This window comes from Fodinicola acaciae, assembly GCF_010993745.1.
Lineage (GTDB): Bacteria > Actinomycetota > Actinomycetes > Mycobacteriales > HKI-0501 > Fodinicola > Fodinicola acaciae.
In genome coordinates this window covers 2,200,582-2,218,708 of the sequence record NZ_WOTN01000002.1, presented here as the reverse complement: position 1 = coordinate 2,218,708, position 18,127 = coordinate 2,200,582, and the positions used below count along the sequence as shown (strand labels likewise).

The 18,127-nt window shown below is 66.9% G+C and carries 12 protein-coding genes and 1 pseudogene; 6 read left to right on the top strand and 7 right to left on the bottom strand.

Annotation, left to right across the window (positions count from 1 at the left end; all coding sequences use genetic code 11):
* Positions 1 to 51: 51 nt before the first annotated feature.
* The 3 genes from GNX95_RS25750 to GNX95_RS25740 all read right to left on the bottom strand — a co-directional run bounded on the left by GNX95_RS25750 (position 52) and on the right by GNX95_RS25740 (position 4,927).
* Positions 52 to 2,007 (bottom strand): S53 family peptidase, encoded by a 1,956-nt coding sequence (locus tag GNX95_RS25750; protein WP_163509937.1) that lies wholly within the window; start codon positions 2,005 to 2,007, stop codon positions 52 to 54.
* A 1,079-nt stretch (positions 2,008 to 3,086) separates the two neighbouring features.
* A complete protein-coding gene (locus GNX95_RS25745) occupies positions 3,087 to 4,181 on the bottom strand; it encodes a Gfo/Idh/MocA family protein (RefSeq protein WP_163509936.1) in 1,095 nt (364 codons plus the stop codon).
* Positions 4,178 to 4,927, bottom strand: coding sequence for a sugar phosphate isomerase/epimerase family protein (locus GNX95_RS25740; RefSeq protein WP_163509935.1), 750 nt, complete (start codon positions 4,925 to 4,927; stop codon positions 4,178 to 4,180). Before GNX95_RS25740 ends, GNX95_RS25745 begins: the two co-directional genes overlap by 4 nt.
* A gap of 109 nt (positions 4,928 to 5,036) precedes the next feature.
* Here GNX95_RS25740 and GNX95_RS25735 point away from each other — a divergent pair, with 109 nt between their 5' ends.
* The 3 genes from GNX95_RS25735 to GNX95_RS25725 all read left to right on the top strand — a co-directional run bounded on the left by GNX95_RS25735 (position 5,037) and on the right by GNX95_RS25725 (position 9,347).
* Positions 5,037 to 6,227 carry an ROK family transcriptional regulator gene (locus GNX95_RS25735; RefSeq protein ID WP_163509934.1) on the top strand — a complete coding sequence of 397 codons (1,191 nt, stop codon included), beginning with the start codon at positions 5,037 to 5,039 and terminating at the stop codon, positions 6,225 to 6,227.
* A 38-nt stretch (positions 6,228 to 6,265) separates the two neighbouring features.
* On the top strand, positions 6,266 to 8,032 hold the full coding sequence (locus tag GNX95_RS25730) for a glycosyltransferase family 39 protein (protein WP_163509933.1): 1,767 nt from the start codon (positions 6,266 to 6,268) through the stop codon (positions 8,030 to 8,032).
* 91 nt (positions 8,033 to 8,123) lie between these two features.
* Positions 8,124 to 9,347: an MFS transporter gene (locus GNX95_RS25725; RefSeq protein WP_163509932.1), complete on the top strand. Its 1,224-nt coding sequence runs from the start codon at positions 8,124 to 8,126 to the stop codon at positions 9,345 to 9,347.
* Here GNX95_RS25725 and GNX95_RS25720 read toward each other — a convergent pair.
* Positions 9,342 to 10,319: an RNA polymerase subunit sigma-70 gene (locus GNX95_RS25720; RefSeq protein WP_222853881.1), complete on the bottom strand. Its 978-nt coding sequence runs from the start codon at positions 10,317 to 10,319 to the stop codon at positions 9,342 to 9,344. The two genes, GNX95_RS25725 and GNX95_RS25720, sit on opposite strands and share 6 nt — an antisense overlap.
* A 114-nt stretch (positions 10,320 to 10,433) precedes the next feature.
* Between GNX95_RS25720 and GNX95_RS25715 the strand changes: the two genes are divergently transcribed.
* Complete coding sequence (locus GNX95_RS25715; protein ID WP_163509931.1) at positions 10,434 to 11,927, top strand: DHA2 family efflux MFS transporter permease subunit; 1,494 nt, start codon at positions 10,434 to 10,436, stop codon at positions 11,925 to 11,927.
* Here the strand turns inward: GNX95_RS25715 and GNX95_RS25710 are convergent.
* Positions 11,812 to 12,429, bottom strand: coding sequence for a pyridoxamine 5'-phosphate oxidase family protein (locus tag GNX95_RS25710; RefSeq protein WP_163509930.1), 618 nt, complete (start codon positions 12,427 to 12,429; stop codon positions 11,812 to 11,814). The two genes, GNX95_RS25715 and GNX95_RS25710, sit on opposite strands and share 116 nt — an antisense overlap.
* Positions 12,430 to 12,493: 64 nt before the next feature.
* Between GNX95_RS25710 and GNX95_RS25705 the strand changes: the two genes are divergently transcribed.
* The gene (locus GNX95_RS25705; protein ID WP_163509929.1) at positions 12,494 to 12,814 is read left to right on the top strand and encodes an ArsR/SmtB family transcription factor; all 321 of its coding nucleotides are present in this window, start codon (positions 12,494 to 12,496) and stop codon (positions 12,812 to 12,814) included.
* A 163-nt stretch (positions 12,815 to 12,977) separates the two neighbouring features.
* Positions 12,978 to 14,135 carry an alginate lyase family protein gene (locus tag GNX95_RS43395; RefSeq protein WP_163509928.1) on the top strand — a complete coding sequence of 386 codons (1,158 nt, stop codon included), beginning with the start codon at positions 12,978 to 12,980 and terminating at the stop codon, positions 14,133 to 14,135.
* 62 nt (positions 14,136 to 14,197) lie between these two features.
* On the opposite strand, the pseudogene GNX95_RS43390 reads toward GNX95_RS43395, so the two are convergent.
* Positions 14,198 to 14,344, bottom strand: a pseudogene (locus GNX95_RS43390) (hypothetical protein); the annotation flags it as partial.
* 96 nt (positions 14,345 to 14,440) lie between these two features.
* Positions 14,441 to 17,893, bottom strand: a complete 3,453-nt coding sequence (locus tag GNX95_RS25690; RefSeq protein WP_163509927.1) for a LamG-like jellyroll fold domain-containing protein — start codon at positions 17,891 to 17,893, stop codon at positions 14,441 to 14,443.
* Between the last annotated feature and the right edge of the window lie 234 nt (positions 17,894 to 18,127).

The window sequence follows — 18,127 nt, the reverse complement described above, 5'->3', positions numbered from 1 at the left end:
TGGCACCCCGGTTAAGCGTGGAGGGTGGCGCCGCCACCCTCCACGCATCTCCTAGTAGGTGCCGGCGTACGAGCTGCTCGGCACGCCGAGACCGGTGATGTTGTCATATCCCGGAGTCGCAGCGAGCGCGCCGTTGACGCCGGTCGAATACAGCCGCTTCAGCAGCGAGCTGCTCGGATCCTGCGGGTTGCTGTAGTCGTTGCGCGCGACGCTCGCCGGGATGTCAACGATGTCACGGAAAGCACTGCCACCGGCGCGCGCGTACAACTGAGGGTTGGCAAAACCGATCGGCGAGCCGAGTTTCTGTTGTGCCAGCGCCTGAATGCCGGCCACCAGCGGGCACGACAGGCTCGTGCCACCGAGCCGCGTCTGGTGGAAACGCGCGATGCCGTCGACATCCAGCTGCGTATAGCCGACCAGCATGCCGGTCGAGGAGTCGCCGACCGCCGAAACGTCCGGCACGACCCGCATCGGGTACGCCGACGTGCTGCCATCTGGCAACGTCGTCGCGAGTTTCCGCGACACGACGCCGTTTTGGTAGGCCGGTTGCCGGAAGACGATGCTGGTGCCACCTCCGGAGCCGCCGGTGTACGCGGACGGATAACCGGATTTCGGCGCCGGCGCCCAGGCCGTACCGTCAGCCGACAGCGACGAACGTACCGAGTTCCACGCGGTCTCAAAAGTCCGGTTGCCGTTGGCGTCCGAGCCCATGGTCGTACCACCGACCGCCGTCACCCACGGACTTTCCGGCGGATAGTTGGTCTGTTTGCGCGACGAGCCGTCACCCTGGCCGCACGGCGAGGCCGGGTCCTCGTATCCGCAGTCACCGGAGGAAAAATAGATGCCGATGCCTTCGATCGCGGCGCGTTGGAAGACCTGCTCGAACGCCGAACGTATCGCGTCGGCCGGCGGCTCGGAGCCGATCCCCCAGGAGTTGCTGACCAGGTCGGCCAGGTGGCCGTCGACGGCCCGGTTGAGCGCGTCGATGAGGCTCGGAGTTTCGCAGTCTTTCGCACCGATGTAGGCGAGGTCCGCGTCCGGCGCCATGGCGTGCGCCGCCTCGATGTCCAGCGCTTCCTCGGGATAGATGACATTGGCGTCGCTGCCGTAACAGGTCGGCGAGCCACCGGGCACCGTGTATTGCTTGAGCTGTCCCGGCCGCAGGCCCTGGAAGTTGTGTTTGTTCTCGTACGCGGCAACGTCCGATTCGATGGTCGGCGAAGCGTACGGGTCGAGAATGCCGATGGTCACACCTTTTCCGGTGAGACCGGTCTTGTCCAGGCCGTACGCGGCGCGCAGCTCCCGCGGCCCGTATCCGCACGGCGTCCACGCGACTGTTTTGCCGTCGACCTGCGGCCGGTCGGTGGCTGGTTTCTCACCCCAGTAAGCCGAACACGGCTCGGCGCGATAGAGCGCCGGTGGCGGTCCAAACGGGTCGGTCCGCGGCCGTACCCGACTTTTCGCCGGATCCTCCAGGCCGGTCACGCCGAGCACCGCGCCGGCCAGTGCCTTCGGCACCGTCACCCGACCGGCCGGCGCGCGGTGCAGGCCGCTCGAGTCCGCGTAATTGTGCAGCTCCACACCAAAAGTGCGCTGCGCGATCGCGACCGTGCCGCGTGCGCGTACGGTGTGCTGGTCGGTGCCCGTCACGGCGAACCCGGCCGACCGCAACCACTCGGCCACCGCCGAGGTCTGCGCCGGCGTCGGACCGAATCGCCTCGCGATTTCCGTCGCCGACAGGAAATGCCGGAAGAGCTGGTTGTGCGGATCCGACACGGCCTGCGCGTACGCGGTCAGGCCGCGTGGGTCGCGACCGGCCAGATACACCCGGATGTCCGGCAACGGCGTGGCCGGATCCACCGCACCGCGGTCCGCTGCCGCAGCGACCCAGCCAGGCCGCGAATCCGCCACCGGAGCACGACTCTCCGCAACGGCCGGTCCGGCCATCGCTGCCAGCAGCACCGGCACCAGCACCGCGGCGGGGAGAACTTTCTGACGTCTTGACAACGACCTCTCCATCATCTCGATCGACACGCCGCGCGGGACTTTACCGCTAAAACCGATGGTGTGACAGATGTTGGAGGGGTCGTTTTCTGGTGTTGCGGTGGAGAAGTGGTCGCGTCTCTTGGTTGTTGCGTGGGGTGGGTGGTTGGGTTTTTCGCCTGCGCGGCGGGCGCTCCTGCGCGGAGGGCGACCTCAAGGGAGGGGGCGCGGGAACGCCAATCGGTGTGCATGGCGGTGCGGGCGGCGGTTTCGTGCGGGGTCGGGTCTTCCGGGCTTGCTCGTTCTCCCCGTCGGCATGGACGCCATCACAGCGTCCAGGGTGGTGCTGCTGTGACTGCTGTGGCTGATAATGCAGGTGAGGCGGCTCGGCTGCGTAATACTTGTTAAACAAGACATCAAAACGGACATTTGTTGCAGCCCAGCAGTCACGACAGCATTATCAGCCTCAGTAGTCACACCCGTCACAGCCTCCGGAGATCACGGCGGCGTGAAAGCCTTGTTCCTTGCGTCCAACGCAAGTAACTCGACATTCATGCCATCCACGACCCGTACAAACCGGACATTTAGCGCTCCACACGCCTTCGCATCCCACATACCGGACCCCCACGCCACCCGCTGAGACGCCACGGCACCGCCGGCGCCCAGTCACACTCCTGGTCCGGTTTGTCCGTTCTCCCCCGTCGGCGAGCTCTGCTTGAGCACATTCTGGCCGGGCCTGCCGCGTACGCGACGCAACCACCCACCCAAGCTCGGCAGGCCCGGCCAGAATGTGCTCATCCTCCGGACGCAGACGGGGGAGAACGGACAAACCGGACCACACCCCGTACGAAACCGCACCCGCCGCACCCAACAGAACCAACAGCGAACCCCCGCGCGCCCCTCCCCTTGAGGTCGCCCTCCGCGCAGGAGCGCCCGCCGCGCAGGCGAAAAGCCAACCACCCCCAAAACGCAACAAACATGAGGCCGCACCACACCCCTCAAACGCAACAATCAAGAAAGCCCAACCACTCCAAAACGCACCAACCATGAAACGCAACCGCCTACAACCCACCCACTTGAAACCCCGAAGCCAAACCCGCCACCTACCCGATCGAAATGAGGGGATCCCAGCCTTCCGGCAGCGGTGCTGGTCTGTCCACTGTGGACGCGACCGTACGAAAGTCCCCATGCTCGGCCGATTCGGCGATCGCTGTCATGGTTTCCAGGACGTGCAGGCCAAGGGCGCCGGTGGCGCGATGCGGGTCGCCGGTGCGTAGGGCGCGTGCCATGTCGAGTACGCCCAGGCCGCGACCGGCTTCCGAGCCGGAGATCGGCAGGTCCCGCCAGCCATCACCATCGTAAACCCGCAGCGGACCACCGAAAGTGTTCGGATCCGGCAACCGTAGCCCGCCCTCGGTGCCGGTGATCTCGATCGCGCGCTCCGGCACCGGCGAGTCGAAGCTGAAGGTCGCGGAAGCACTGGGACCTGCACCGAAATCGAGCAGTGCGACCGTGTGGGTTGGCACCTCGACGTCGAAGACCTGGCCGGCCAGCGGGCCGGATCCGATGGTGCGTTGCCGCCGGGCCGTACGTGCCACCGCCGCGACGCGCTCGACGTGGCCGAGTGCGGCGACCAGGGCGGTCAGATAGTACGGGCCGATGTCGAAAAGTGGCCCGGCCCCGCGCTGGAACAGGAACGCCGGATTGGGATGCCAGCTTTCCGGCCCGGGGCCTCGCGTGGCGGCCACTGCCGCCAGCGGCTGGCCGATAATCCCACTGTCCAGCGCACGGATCGCCGATTGCAGGCCGGCACCGAGAAAAGTGTCTGGTGCGTTGCCGACCAGCAGCCCGCGCTCGGCCGCCGCGGACAGCAGCTTCTCGCCGTCGTCAGGCGTCAAGGCGAGCGGCTTTTCGCCGTACACATGCTTTCCGGCCTCGACGGCGGCCATCGCCACGTCGAAGTGCGCGGCCGGGATGGTCAGGTTGACGACGATCTCGACCTCGGGGATGGCGAGCGTGTCAGCGACCGTGCCGGCGTTGGCGACCCCGTATTCGTCCGCGACAGCGCGCGCTCGCGCGGTGTCGATGTCGGCGATGGCGACCACCCGCAGATCCGGAAAGCTGGTCAGGTTTTTCAGGTACTGTCCGCTGATCACTCCGGCGCCGACCACCGCGACGCCGACCGGACCACCGCTCACGCCTCCTCCAAACCAATCAGATAGTCGCGACTTTCCTTCAAGGCTGTGAAAATGTCCGTGGCGCACTCATCGAACTCGACGATCCGCGTCGCGTTTGGCGCGGCAGCGAGGATCTGCGGCACCGGCATGGCGCCGGTGCCGACCGCGACGTGCGGCTCGCCCTTGCGTACGGGCCCGTCCTTGACATGCAACGACACCACACGGTCGCCGAGTTTTCCCAGCAGTGCTGGCACATCCGCGCCACCGACGGCGGCCCAGTAGGTGTCGATCTCCAGCACGACGCCCGGCGCGAGCAGGTCCGCCAGCACCTCGATGGCGTGCCGGCCGTCGATCGTCGGCTCGATTTCCCACCAGTGGTTGTGATATCCGAGCTTGATGTCGTACGGCGCGGTCTTCTCCGCGATGCCGTTCAGCAGGTCCGCGACCTCGCGCAAGCCATCGACGCTGGTGAACTTCTCATGCTCGATGCCGCCAGGAATGATCGCCAGCGACGCGCCGATTGTGGCCACGTCGTCGAGCACCGCGTTGGCGCGATCCGGCTCGCGCAGCAGCGCGTACGCGTGCGTGCCGGTCACCGCCAGACCGAGATCGTCGGCGACTTCGCGAAAGCCCCGCGGATCGGCGGTCGGATCGTACGGCTCGACCGCGCCGAAGCCGATCTCGGCCAGCCGGCGCAGGCCGCCGTCCCGATCCGTCGCCATCTGGTCGCGCAGAGTGTAAAGCTGGACGCTCAACGGGCTCGCCATGATGTCCTCTCCGACGGTTTCCGCTCCATCGGCAGCGTAATTCTCTTATCTTTGGGTTCCAACCTTCAGTATTTATGCTTTTTTCTGTTCTAAATGAAGGAGCTCGAGGATGCCGACGTCGACGCAGCGCCAGCTCGCCGCGCTCAGCGAGCTCGCACACCTGGTGGCCAGCGGCACGGCGGTCCGCCGCGCGGACCTCGCGGCCGAGACGGGGCTGTCCCGGGCCGCCGTCGCGCAGCGGGTTGACCTGCTGATTTCGCACGGGCTGCTGGTCGAGTCGGCACCGGATCCGGTGCCCCGCGGCCGGCCGCCACGGGCCCTTGGCCTGGCCACCGAAACCGGTCTGGTGTGCGCGGTCGACCTCGGCGCGACGCACTGCCAGCTGGCCATATCCGGCCTCGGCGGCGACGTGCTCGCGGAGACCTCGGTGGCCATCGACATCGGCAACGGTCCGCAGGTGGTGCTCGCCGACGTGCTGGAGCTGATCCACGAGCTGCTGGAAAAGGCCGGCAGGCAGGCCGAGCAGGTGCTGGCGATCAGCATCGGCGTGCCCGGCCCGGTCGAGGCGGCCACCGGCACGGTCGTACGGCCGCCGATCATGCCCGGCTGGGACAGCTATCGCGTGCCGGACTTCTTCGCCGGTCACTTCCGCGCGCCGGTGCTGGTCGACAACGACGTCAACATGATGGCGGTCGGCGAGTACGGCCAGCGGCGCGACGTCGACCACCTGCTTTTTGTCAAGGTTGGCACCGGAATCGGCTGCGGCATCGTCTCGGGCGGTGTCGTGCATCGCGGCACCGCCGGCGCGGCGGGCGACATCGGTCACATCCGGTTGCCGGGTCATGACGACGTGCTTTGCCAGTGTGGCAACACAGGTTGTGTGGAGGCGGTCGCGTCCGGCTCGGCGATCGCCGCGCTGCTGCGAAAATCCGGCCTGGAGGCGACCGGCGGCCAGGACGTCGTGCGGCTGGTGTCCGAAGGCAACGCCACCGCGCGCCGCCAGGTTCGCCTCGCCGGTCAACGAATCGGCGAGGTGCTCGCGTCACTTGTCAGTTTCTACAACCCCACCACCATCGTGGTCGGCGGAAGCATCGCACAACTCCACGAAGATCTGCTCGCCGACATCCGCGGCGTCGTGTACGCGCGTGCGCTGCCGCTGGCCACTCGCGCGCTGTCCATCGAGACCTCGACGCTCGGTGAGCGCGCCGGCATCGAAGGTGCCCGCCTGTTGGCGACCCGGCACCTGCTGTCGCCGAGCGGGATCGACCAACTCATGCGGCGACGTGCCACAACGGTGTGATCTGCCAGGTTTGCGGATGCATGGGAGGATTCGCAGACATGACCGCACCTTCGTTGGCCGAGGCGGACACCGCTCCGGTCTCGCAGTGGCCGCAGGAGATGAGACGGCTCAGCCGCTGGGTACGCCGCGTCGGCGACAAATGGCGTCCGTACGTGCTGGCCGTCGTGCTGCTGGCCGGCGTCGGGTCGTACGTCCGCGTTTGGCTCAGCGACCGGGGTTTCTGGAACGACGAGCTGTGCATCGCCATCAACCTGCGCGATCTGGACTTCGGCCAGCTCACCGGTCCGTTGAAATGCAAGCAAATCGCGCCGCCGGCATGGCTTTTCGTGGAGAAAGGCCTGTTGCAGCTGACCGGACCGAGCGAGGTCGGACTGCGCACGTTTTCGATGATCGCGGCGGCGACGGCGTTGTTGCTGACCGCCACGGCGGCTCGGCGCGCGGTCGGCCGGTGGGGATCGGTGGTGGCCGCGGCGTTGGTCGTCCTGTCGCCGATGCTGGTCACGTACGCCGGGGAGCTGAAGCAATACACCACGGAGGCGGCGGTCGCGTTGATGTTGCTCGTCGTCGGCGACCGTTTCGCGGCCGACGATCGGCAGGACGTACACCGGTCCCGGCGCGCCGGCGCCTGGATGGTCGCCGGCGTCGTTGCCGCGATGTTCAGCTACAGCGCATTGATCGTGTTGGTCGGCGTGGTTGCCGCGGTCGTCTGCTTCCTGTCGTATCGGCGGAGGTTCGTCGACCTGGTTTTCTTCGTGGGGGCAACGATTCCAGTCGGCATCCTGTCGGCGGCGGTGGTGTTGCTGCGCGCATCGCAGCCACGGCTGGAAAACCAGGACGACTTCTTCCCCACCGGTCTGCCGCCGGCCGGCGCCGGTCCGCTGGAGCTGATCGGCTGGCTGCCACGGATGTGGAATGGTTTCGTGGACGCTCCGCTGTCCTGGGCGTTTCCGTTTTTCGCACTGTTGCTGGTGGTCGGCGGAATAGTAGCGTTGGCGTGGCGCGGGAAGCTGTTGTGGGCCGCGCTGCTCAGCGCCATTTTCGGAGCTGCTGTGTGCGCCGCCGCGCTCAATGGCCTGCCGCTGCAGGATCGCGTCGCGTTGTATCTGGTGGCGCCAGCAGCGATCGCGGTGGCTGCTTGCGTCGATGGCGCGGCACGCGGAGCCGTACGCGTCTTCGCCGCTCTCGACCAGCCAATCGATCCGGACATCTGGTGGAAACGCGGCCGTCCGATGACCAGCGGCCTCGGTGTCGGACTGCTGGCGGCATTCCTGCTGGCGTCGGTCGGAGGCGCCGCGGTCGTGCAGCCGGCGGCGGTCGGTGCGTACGAGGAAACGCAAATCCCCCGCTATCGCGACCCCGGTCGGGACGTTTTGCGGGACATCGCCGGCAAACTCCGGCCCGGCGACCGCGTGCTCGTCTACAACTTCAGTGCCCCGCTGGCATCCTGGTATGGCCGCCAGTACGCGATCCCCGTTGTCGGCCTGGCGAAACTGAAACGGGCCGGCACCTGCCAGCCCAAGACCGTCGACAGGCTGTTCGCCGGCGCCAACCGCGTCTGGTATGTGCACGGAGCGCGGCTGTCCACCGATCCGACCGACTACACCGCGCGGGTTTCGGCCGGTTTGGCCGGCCACGGGCGGATCGTCGCCTCGCGCGTCTTTCCCGGCAGTCGCCAGGATGCCGCGAGCAGCTGGGCTCCCGGTTGGGTCCTGGTCGACCCGCACGGCGGCGCCGACCCGCATCCGCCACGACCGCCGGGCAACCGGGAGTTTGGCTGCCTGGCGCTGAATCTCGCGCCGGTCTGACCGGGTTGCTTCCAGTTGAGGCCAGTTTTAGAAATATTTCAGTAATGTGCGCTATCGTCGCGTGGACAGGTGCGGCAGAGGCTGGGGTTAGGTGAGCGGTTACCGAGGTCTGTTCAAGGTACGCGAGTTTCGCTTCCTTTACGCCGCTTACACGCTGTCCTACCTCGGCGATCAGTTCGCCGCGGTGGCCATCTCGGTGCTGGTGTTCGGCCGCAGCGGATCGCCGCTGCTGACCGCGATCGCGTACGCCTCGGCCTGGATCCCGGCGCTGGTCGGCGGTCCGCTGCTCGGCCCGCTCGTCGACCGGTTGCCACGCCGGATGGTGCTGGTCGTCTGCGACGTGGCGCGCGCCGCGCTGGTCGGCGTCATCCTGTTGCCCGGCATGCCGGTCTGGCTGATCATCCTGCTGCTTTACGCGGCGCACCTGGCCACTCCGCCGTTCGTCGCGGCTCGCGCGGCGATCCTGCCGGACATTCTTGACGACGAGGCATATGTCACCGGCAACGGCCTGATCAACATCACCAACCAGGTCAGCCAGATCGCCGGCTTCGCGGTCGGCGGCGCGGTGGTCATCGCCATCCAGCCGACCGGCGCGATCCTGGTCAATGCGGCGACATTCCTGCTGTCGGCGGTGCTGGTGCTGGCCGGCGTACGCAGCCGTGCCGCACCGCGACGCCAGCTGGCCCGGTCCTACCGGCAGGACTGGTGGGACGGTTTTCGTTACGTCTTCACGGATCCGTGGCTGCGCGGCTGCCTGCTGCTGGTGTGGGTCACCAGCGCGTTCAGCAACGCGCCGGAGGCGATCGCCTATCCGTACGCGAAAGAGCTCGGCCACGGGCCGGTGCTGGCCGGCGTGCTGCTTGCCGCGCCGGCACTGGGGATGGTGCTCGGCGCGGTGCTGATGACCCGGGTTTTCCGGGTGGAGACACGCGATCGGCTGCTGATTCCCGGTGCGCTGCTGCAGGCTTCGGTGCTGGTGCTGATCTTCGCGCAGCCGCCGTATCCGGTCGTCATCCTGCTGTATTTCGTCGGTGGCATCGGCGGCTCGTTCATGGTGCCGCTCAACGCGATCTTCATCCAGCGCGTACGGGACGACTTCCGCGGCCGCGCGATGGCGGTGGCCATCGCCGGCCTGACCGCCGGACAGGGCCTGGGATTCCTGCTCGCCGGCGCACTCGCCTCGCTTGGTCTGCGGATGGCCATCGTCGTCGGCATTTGCGGTGTGCTTTGTGTGCTGACGACCTCGGTGACGGCACGGATGTGGTCGTCGGCCGACGGCGGCATGGACATCGACCAGATGCGCAAGGCCTCATAGCGTACGCGGCAGGCCAAAGCGGCCAATCGTCGCGTTGTCAGCGAAACGCGTGATCTCGGCGATGCCGCGGTCGTCGACCGAGAGCACCACCAGGCCATGCGCTCGCGCGATCGACGTGTGCCGATCCTGCGCGTAGCAGCCAAAAGCCGGCTGTCCGTTGGCCCTGGTCGGCACCAGCCGATACGACAGGCCCTGCCGTGCCTCGAAACCCGCGGCGAGAAACGCGGCGACCGCGGCCATGCCGAGATATTCCAGCGGCGACGGCGGCATCGTGAAGCGTACGTCCGTCGTCAGCAGCTCGACGATCTCGGCGATGTCGCCGCGTTCGTACGCGGCCGCGAACCGGTCGGCGATCGCGCGTTCGGCCGCATCCGGCAACGGCGTGCCGTCCCGCCGCTCCGGGATCGCCGACCTGGCACGTTTGAGCGCGCTGCTGACGGCGGTTTCGGTGACCTCCAACATGTCCGCCGCCTCGGCCGCGCGAAATCCCATCACGTCGCACAAAACCAGCGCGGCTCGCTGCCGTGGTGGCAGGTTTTGCAGCGCGGTCACGAAAGCCAGCGAAATCGTCTCACTGCTCTCGTAGGACGCCTCCGGGCCGGCGCTGCTGTCCGGCAGGTCGGAAGGATACGGCTCGACCCAGTTCGGCTCGGTCAGCCGGCTCGGCTCCGGGATCTGGAACGGCGGCCGCTCGTCCACCGTCGCCGGCCGGCGGCGGCTGTCGCGAAGGAAGTTCAGGCAGCGGTTGGTCGCGATCCGATAGAGCCACGTGCGTACGGACGCGCGCCCCTCGAACCGGTCAAGGCCTCGCCAGGCGGCGGTCAGCGTCTCCTGAAGCACGTCCTCCGCGTCCTGGACCGAGCCGAGGATGCGATAGCAGTGCGCGTGCAACTCGCGCCGGTATGGCTCGACCAGCTGGCCGAACGCATCACCGTCGCCGCGCCGCGCGCGTAGAAGCAGGTCGTTGGTCACCTCTGTACAGACACCGCCGAAGCCGGAAAGTAGTCGGTCGGCGGCCGACCAATCCGGGAACGGGCCGGTGTCGATATCAGCTGTCCGGCAAATATGCGTCTCGGGAGCTGATAAATGAGCGAGAGAACGACAACGACGGCGACGCAGCGGTGGACGCTGGCACTGGCCGCCGTCGGTTCCTTCATGGTGGTGTTGGACCTGCTGGTGGTCGCGACCGCGCTGACCGCGATCCAGCGCGACTTGCACGCCTCACTGGAAAGCCTGGAATGGACGGTCAATGCCTATACGGTGAGTTTTGCCGTACTTCTGCTGACAACCTCGGCGATCGGTGACCGGATCGGCCGCCGTCGCGTGTTCATCGCTGGCCTGGCGCTGTTCGCGCTGGCGTCCGCCGGTTGCGCGGTGGCGCCGGATGTCGGCTGGCTGATCGGTCTTCGTGCCGTCCAGGGCGTCGGCGCCGCGGCCGTCATGCCGATGGCGCTGACCTTGCTCAACGCCGCGTTTCCGCCGGAGCGGCGCGGCTGGGCCACCGGCATTTACGGCAGTGTCACGGCAATCGGGGTGCTGCTTGGGCCTGCGCTCGGCGGTGCGATCACCCAGGGCATCGCGTGGCCATGGATCTTCTGGCTGAACGTGCCGATCGCGCTGCTCGCGATCCCGCTGGTTTTCCGGCATGTCAAGGAGAGCACCGCGCCGGCCCGGCCGGATCCGGTCGGCCTGGCGCTCGGCGGACTGGCCGTGCTCGGGGTGATCTGGGCCCTGGTACGCGCGACCGCCGCCGGCTGGGGAAGCGCCGAGGTGGTGACCGGTCTCGGTGGCGGCGTCGTGCTCGGCATCGCTTTCGTGGCATGGGAAAGGCGTACGATCGCGCCGATGTTGCCGATGCGGCTGTTCGCCTCGCGCGCCTTCTCCGCCGGCAGCACGGCGGTCTTCTTTCTGAACGCCACGGCGACCGGTGCCATCTTCCTGACCGCGCAGTTTCTCCAGGCGGTGCAGGGAAACAATCCGTTGGAGGCCGGTCTTCAGCTGCTGCCATGGGGAGTCGCGCCGGTGGCCATCGCGCCGTTCGCTGGTGCGCTGGCCGACCGGTTCGGTGAGCGAAGGCTCGTCGTCGCCGGACTTTTCGTCGAGGTGATCGGAATCGGGTGGCTGGCCGCGATCGCCACGCCGTCGGTCGGCTATCCCCCGCTCGCCGGTGCGCTGACGCTCAGCGGCGTCGGTTTCGCGTTGGCCATGCCGGCCGTGACCAAAGCGGTCGTCAGCCTGGTCGCACCGGCCGACATCGCCAAGGCCTCCGGCACCTTCAGCACGATGCGGCAGCTCGGCGGCGCGTTTGGAGTCGCCGTCGCCGGCGCTGTCTTCGCGGCCACCGGCACGTTGGCAAACCCAGCCGGTTTCACCAAGGGCTTCGTCGCGGCAATGCTCGCCGCGGCCGCGATCGCACTGGCCGGCGCCTTGGCCGCACTCGGCCTGCACCGCCACCGCGCCACTGTCAGCGCCTCGCCAGCGCCTCGCGCAGCTGCTGGTTTTCCCGCTCCAGACGGGAAATCCGATCGCGAACCGGCTGCAGCGCGGCGGACAGCTCCACCTCGGAATAGCGCGGAGTGATGTGCTGTGCGCAGTTCCAGTTCAGTCCCTCGACCTGGATGACGACGATCCGCTCCGGCCGCCCGTCGGTGCGTACGGACTGCACCCGCTCGGCCAGCTCGGGGTCGTCGGCGAGCTCGACCGTGCGCGCCCGGCCGAAGACCTTCAGCCGGCGTTGTCTCGCGTAGTCCATGAAAAACAGCGCTACGCGGTTGTCACCGCGCAGGTTGCCGGTGGTGATGTACTGCCGATTTCCCCGCACGTCGGCGAAAGCGAGCGTATGTTCGTCGAGCACGTGCACGAATCCCGGTGGACCGCCGCGAAACTGCACGTACGGCCAGCCGGTCTCGCCGACGGACGCGACATAGCAACCGTCGCGTTCGGAGATGAATCCGGCCTCCGCGGCGGTCAGCGGATCGGGGCCGTCATCGAGCAGGGCATGCGTCGCGGCGCGTGCGCTGCCCTGCTCCTCCTGGACCTTGCGCACGCACGTCGTGTAGGCGACGTTGGCATATCGGCTCATCGCGACCTCCTCCGTGTATTACGATGAGCATCGTACGTTCCGATCGCCGTCGGAAGAGAGTGTGATGCCGGACACCTGGCTGCCGCAGCCGGACCTCGCCACCGTCGAGGTCGGCACCATCCTGCAGGCCCTGGCCGATCCGGTGCGCCTGCAGATCATCCGCGCGCTCGATCTCGCCGGCGAGTCCACCTGCACCGCGCTGGACGTGCCGGTGAAGGTCTCGACGGTGTCGCATCATCTGCAGGTGCTGCGCGAATGCGGCCTGGTCAGCAGCAGAGTCGTCGGCAACACCCGGCCGAGCCGGCTCCGGCGCGCCGACCTGGAACGCCGTTTTCCCGGTCTGCTCACCGCGATTCTGGCAGCATCGCCACCGACCGCCGAATGATCTGGATTTTCAGCCGGCTGAACGTGAATTCACGGATGTGATCAGCCTTTGTTCCAGGTCAGGAAAACAGCCGCCGAACTCTTGACGATCGGTGGTTCTGCGTTGACACTACTGGTGATCCGGGTCACTCGAGGCCATAACCCCGCCTTTTCGAGGAGAACCGATGGCTGTGTCACGTGTTTTGCTGCTCGCCGCCGTCATCCTGGCCTCAACGGTGGCAGGTGCGGCGCCGGCGCCGTTCACTCATCCCGGCGTGCTGGTGAGCCGAGCGCAGCTGGACTTCGTCCGCGGCAGGGTGCAGGCCAACGCACAACCGTGGAAAGCCGCCTTCGACCAGCTGATCGCCAGCTCGTACGCCTCGACCTCGCGCAAGCCCAAAGCGCGCTCGGTGGTCGAGTGCGGGCCGTATTCCAACCCCAACAACGGATGTACGGACGAGCGCGAGGACGCGATCGCCGCATACACCGACGCGCTGGCGTGGTATGTCACGCGCAATGCCGCCTATGCGGCGGCGGCGATCCGGCTGATGGACGGCTGGTCGGCCACGATCACCAGCCACACCAACAGCAACGCGCCGCTGCAGACCGGCTGGGCCGGCTCGTCGTGGGCTCGCGCGGCGGAAATCATCCGCTACACCTACACCGGCGGCTGGCCGCAGCTGAGCCGTTTCAGCACCATGCTGCGCAACGTCTATCTGCCGGTGGTCATCAAAGGCAGCAATTCCAACGGCAACTGGGAACTCACCATGATGGAGGCCGCGGTCGGCATTTCGGTGTTCCTGGACGACAAATCCAGCTACGACACCGCGATGGCCAAGTATCTGGCGCGTGTGCCGGCGTACGTCTATCTGACCAGCGATGGCGCGCTGCCGAAGGTGACACCGGGAAGTGGCCTCAACACGCGCGACAAGATCATCGCGTACTGGCAGGGCCAGAGCACCTTCGTCGACGGGCTGACGCAGGAGACCTGCCGCGACTTCGTGCACACCGGCTATGGCATCGCGTCGATCTCCGACGTCGCGGAAACCTCGCGGATCCAGGGAAACGACCTCTACAGCGGCGAGGTTGGCACGCGTTTACGTTACGCGCTCGGCTTCCAGGCACAGTACGAGCTCGGCGCCGCACCGCCTTCGTGGCTGTGCAAGGGATCCGTAAAGCGCGGTCTCGGACCGGTGACCGAGGTCGGCTTCAACGCGATGAGTTTCCGGCTCGGCAACACCATGACCAACACGCGGACGCTGACCGAGCGCAACCGACCGGCCGGCACGAACAACCTGTTCGTCGCCTGGGGGACGTTGACGCACGCGCAGAACCCCAACTGACCGAGGAGCGCATACGACAACGCCAGGTGGTCGAGGCCGCGCGCATATGCCGAGTATGCGTGGAAAACGTCGTCACCATCGCGGACGAAGACATTCGCGGCCGGATAGTCGCCGGCGTACGCGTCCGCCGGCAACGTCCGGTCGTTGTAGTCGGCGAAGCCAGCGGCCGGGTCGAGCCGCGGTGCAGCTTCGTACGCGCTGCCAGCCATTCCTCGCGTGACACCACCGGCGGGCAGGGTCATAGGGCACTCCGTCCGGGTCGGACAACACTTCTCCGAAAGACGGACACCTGCCGCCGGCGAAACTCATCGCCGCTGTCCGGCCTTTTGCGATCCGCCGGTGGAGACCATGAGTCCGCGCAGGTAGTGCGCCTGCACCTGCGGTCCGGTGAGCGCGTGGTCGTACAGCGCGACCTCGTCGACGCAGCCGTGGAAACGCGTGTTGGCGTCGTCACCGCGCGCACCGATCTTGAGCGTGGAGCTGCCCAGCGTCGGCTTCGGCAAAGCCAGCTCGGCCTCCGCTTTGCCGTCCAGATAGACGACCAGCGTCACGCCGTCGTAGGTCAGCGCGGCGTGGTGCCACTGTCCATATTGGACGGACGTGTGGCCGGTGACCAACGGCGGCGCCGCGCCGTCGTTGAGCAGGAAGGCCTGCAGCTTGTTGCCAGTGGTCAACCGCAAGCCAAATCCGCGGTACGCCGGTGCGTCATATTTTTCCACGATGGCTTGCTGTTGCGAGGTGTCGACGTTGATCCACGCTTCCGCTGAGAAGGGTCCGGATGGTGACACCGACAGCGCATTGGGCACCTCGACGAATCCGTTGCCGTTCAGACAAACCGAGCCATCCGAGTCACCGGCGATCGCGCCGGCCTGGCCGGTCACCGAGCCGGCCTGGTAAGTGCCGTTGGCGTGGTACGGCGACGAGTCGACGGCCGTACCGGAGTCGCCAAGGCGCCAGTATGCCGTCGCGCGGTCCTGTGCGATCAGATCCGCGTACGCGAGCGCCGAGACCGTCGCCACCTGTACGGTCAGCTTGCGCGAGACCGGCGAGCCGTTGGAGGGTGTCGTCGTTACGGTCAAGGTGTAATTTCCGATGGCAGCCGAGGTTGGCGGCCGTACCGTGAAACTGACCGGCTGCCAGCCAAACTTTCCGTTGCTCGCCACCGAGAATCCGCTGGCCGCCGGGACGGTCCAACCGGTCGGCGCGGCGATCTTGACGCTGCCGCCTACAGTGCCGGCACCGATTGCCTCGACCGTGCCGGTGACCGTCAGGTCCTGGCCGCGCTGCACGACACCGCGTCCGGCGGACAGTACGGTCGGGCGAGCCTGGTCGGACTGAGTGACCGCGACCGTGTCGTAATGCGCCATGATCGTTGCCACGCCGGTGAAAGCGCCGAGGTCGACGGTCTCGCCGGCAGCGTCGAAATCATGTGACGTGCCGCCGACCGTCACCGAGGACAGTCGATAACCGGCCGGAGCGCGCAGGTGCAGGATGGTGTGCGATGGCGCGAACCTGCCGGCCGCTGCCGGCGGTGCGCTCACCGTGGCGGTGATGGATCCCTGTGACAGCTGCGAATCTATCTGGTAGGAGACCGGTCCGAAGGCGGTCGGCAGGTTGGTGGCCGCGATGGACTTGCCGGACGTCAGCCAGCCGCGCGGCGTCGCCGGCGCGATCTCCAGCGAGTCCGGCGTGCCGTCGCCGAGCAGGTTTTCGCTCACCAGCAAGGCACGCAGGTTTTGCAGGTACGTCGCGTTGTTTGCCGACAGCGGCGGAAAATACTGGCTGCGATAGTACTCACCGAGCGACGGGCACGGCGCGATCGTGGTGCCCTCGCCGCCGATGAACGTGTTCGGCGTCAGGTCCTGGCCGAGTTTTCCGTAGAACTGGACGTTCAGCCGGTCGGCCTCACCCTGGTCGGACAGGAACTTTCCCCATGCGTAGCCATACTGCTGGTCGACGCCGCTGGACTTGTAGCCCGGCGTGGACGCGTCGGGGAAGTTGAGCGGAGCGTCCGACTCGCAGCCACCGGGATCGATGCCGTACAGGTTGAACCTGGTCAGTCCGAGGAAAAGTCCGCCGTGCCTCTCCACGTATTTCTTGATGCCGTTGGCCTCCGGGCTGCCTGGTGGGAAGATGCCGGTGCCGAGCACGTATCCGATCGTCAGGTTCCAGTAGCTGCCGTCCCGTGTGCCGGTGATCGGGTCGTACGGCTTGGACGCGGCCGGGTCGAGCAGCGAGATCGGCACGAACAACGACCCGTCGGCCAGCTTGACCGACGACCGGCTGACCGCCGCGAGTATCGCCGAACGCAGACCGCTGGCCTGCGCCGCGAACTGGTCCGCGAGCGAGGTGTTGCCGATCTTCCGCAGGGCGACGGCGAAATCGCGCATGCCGCGCCATGCCTCGGCCTGGTGGTGCACACCGTAGACGGGGACGACGATGTCCGAGCCGTACTGCTCCTTTTCCAGCAGGCCGTTGGCGTCGCGAGCGCGCTGGGCGGCGAAGCCGATCGAGCCGTTGTCGAGCCAGTCGGTGTAGGTCGCGAGGTTTTGGTTGATGAAAGAGGCATCGTTGGTGCGGAAGTAGTATTCCGCGGCCTCCTGCAGCTTGAGCCCCTTCTCCCAGTTCGGAAACACGGTCGCGCCCTGACCGCGGCCGAGCAGCTCCTGCAGCTGTTGGCGATAGTCGGTGTTGTAACCGAAAGCACCGATCATGCTGATCGTGCTGTCGACTTCCGGAATGAACGCGAATGTGTCGTCTGTCGACTCGTAATAGGTGCCGATGCTCTGCTGATAGCCCATCACCAGGTTTTGCAGCATCAGGTTGCGCATCGCGTCGGCCGCGTACGTCTCCGGGATGTCGATGGTCGCACCACCGGCCAGGACTCCTTGCCAGTAGGAGACAATCTGCTGCCGAGCCGCCGCGTAACCGGCGGCATCGACACCGACCGAGCTGAGGTCGGCCGGGTTGTTCGCGACGACGACGTAGATTTCGGTGGCGCCGGGCGAGAACGTGAGGTTTGGCGAGCTCCAGCTGGCCGAGCCGGAGTATTTGACGTACGACCGGCCGTTGTAGGACAACGTGTTGTTGCTCGCGGTGATGTTGCCGACATCGGAGTTGCTGACCGTCACGCGCAAACGTGACGAGCCGGAGCCGGGGTGGATGGTGTATTTCAGGTAGCTGACCAATGGCCCGGTCGTCGAGCCGACGCGCGTACTGAACGACTCGCGGTCATAGCGCGTACCGGTGGCGTCGGTGTAACTGTTGACCAGGATCGGCAGATATCCACCGGCCAGCGTCGGATCGGCCAGCCGCGACTGCACACTGCCGTAGGACTCGCTGCCCTCGGCACCGACGCCAAACGTCACCGACTGGTTGGGACCGTGGTTTTTGGCCCAGTTGGAGAGAATCTCGCTGCCGTCGGCGACATGCAGCGCGAACGCGCGGGTCGCCAGATAGGTCGACGCGGTCGGTTTCGGATAGGTGAACGGCAGATAGTAATAACCGGAGTTGGTGTGCGCCGGACCGGCGGTCGCGGCCGGCGGCAGCAGGTCGCGTACGGCCGCGAGGCTCGGACCGTTCGGCGCCTTCATCAGCTGCTCACCCCACTGGTCGGTGCCGCTGTTGAGCGCGTCGTTGATCCGCGCGACCTCGTCCGGCCGCTGCGTACGCGGCGGGGTCGGTTGGCCGGAAGCGGGAGATATCATCGTGGTCAACAAAACAGCGATCGCGGCGAGAACGGTGCACACACGGGTCATCGAACCTCCGAACGCGAGGCGACCAACAGGTGTGGACCAGTATTCGCCGACCGTACCAGGCGTCAAGAGGAATCCGGCGCTTCACCGGTAATTCGCCCAGGCCGTCCGCATTCGGACACCACGGGCGGCTGGTGACTCCGTCATCGAGGTGAAAACCGGACGGTTTGCGATCAATACTTAGTGGTGGCGGCATTTAATAGGTACGGATGCCTATTGTTCCGAACGCCACGGCCT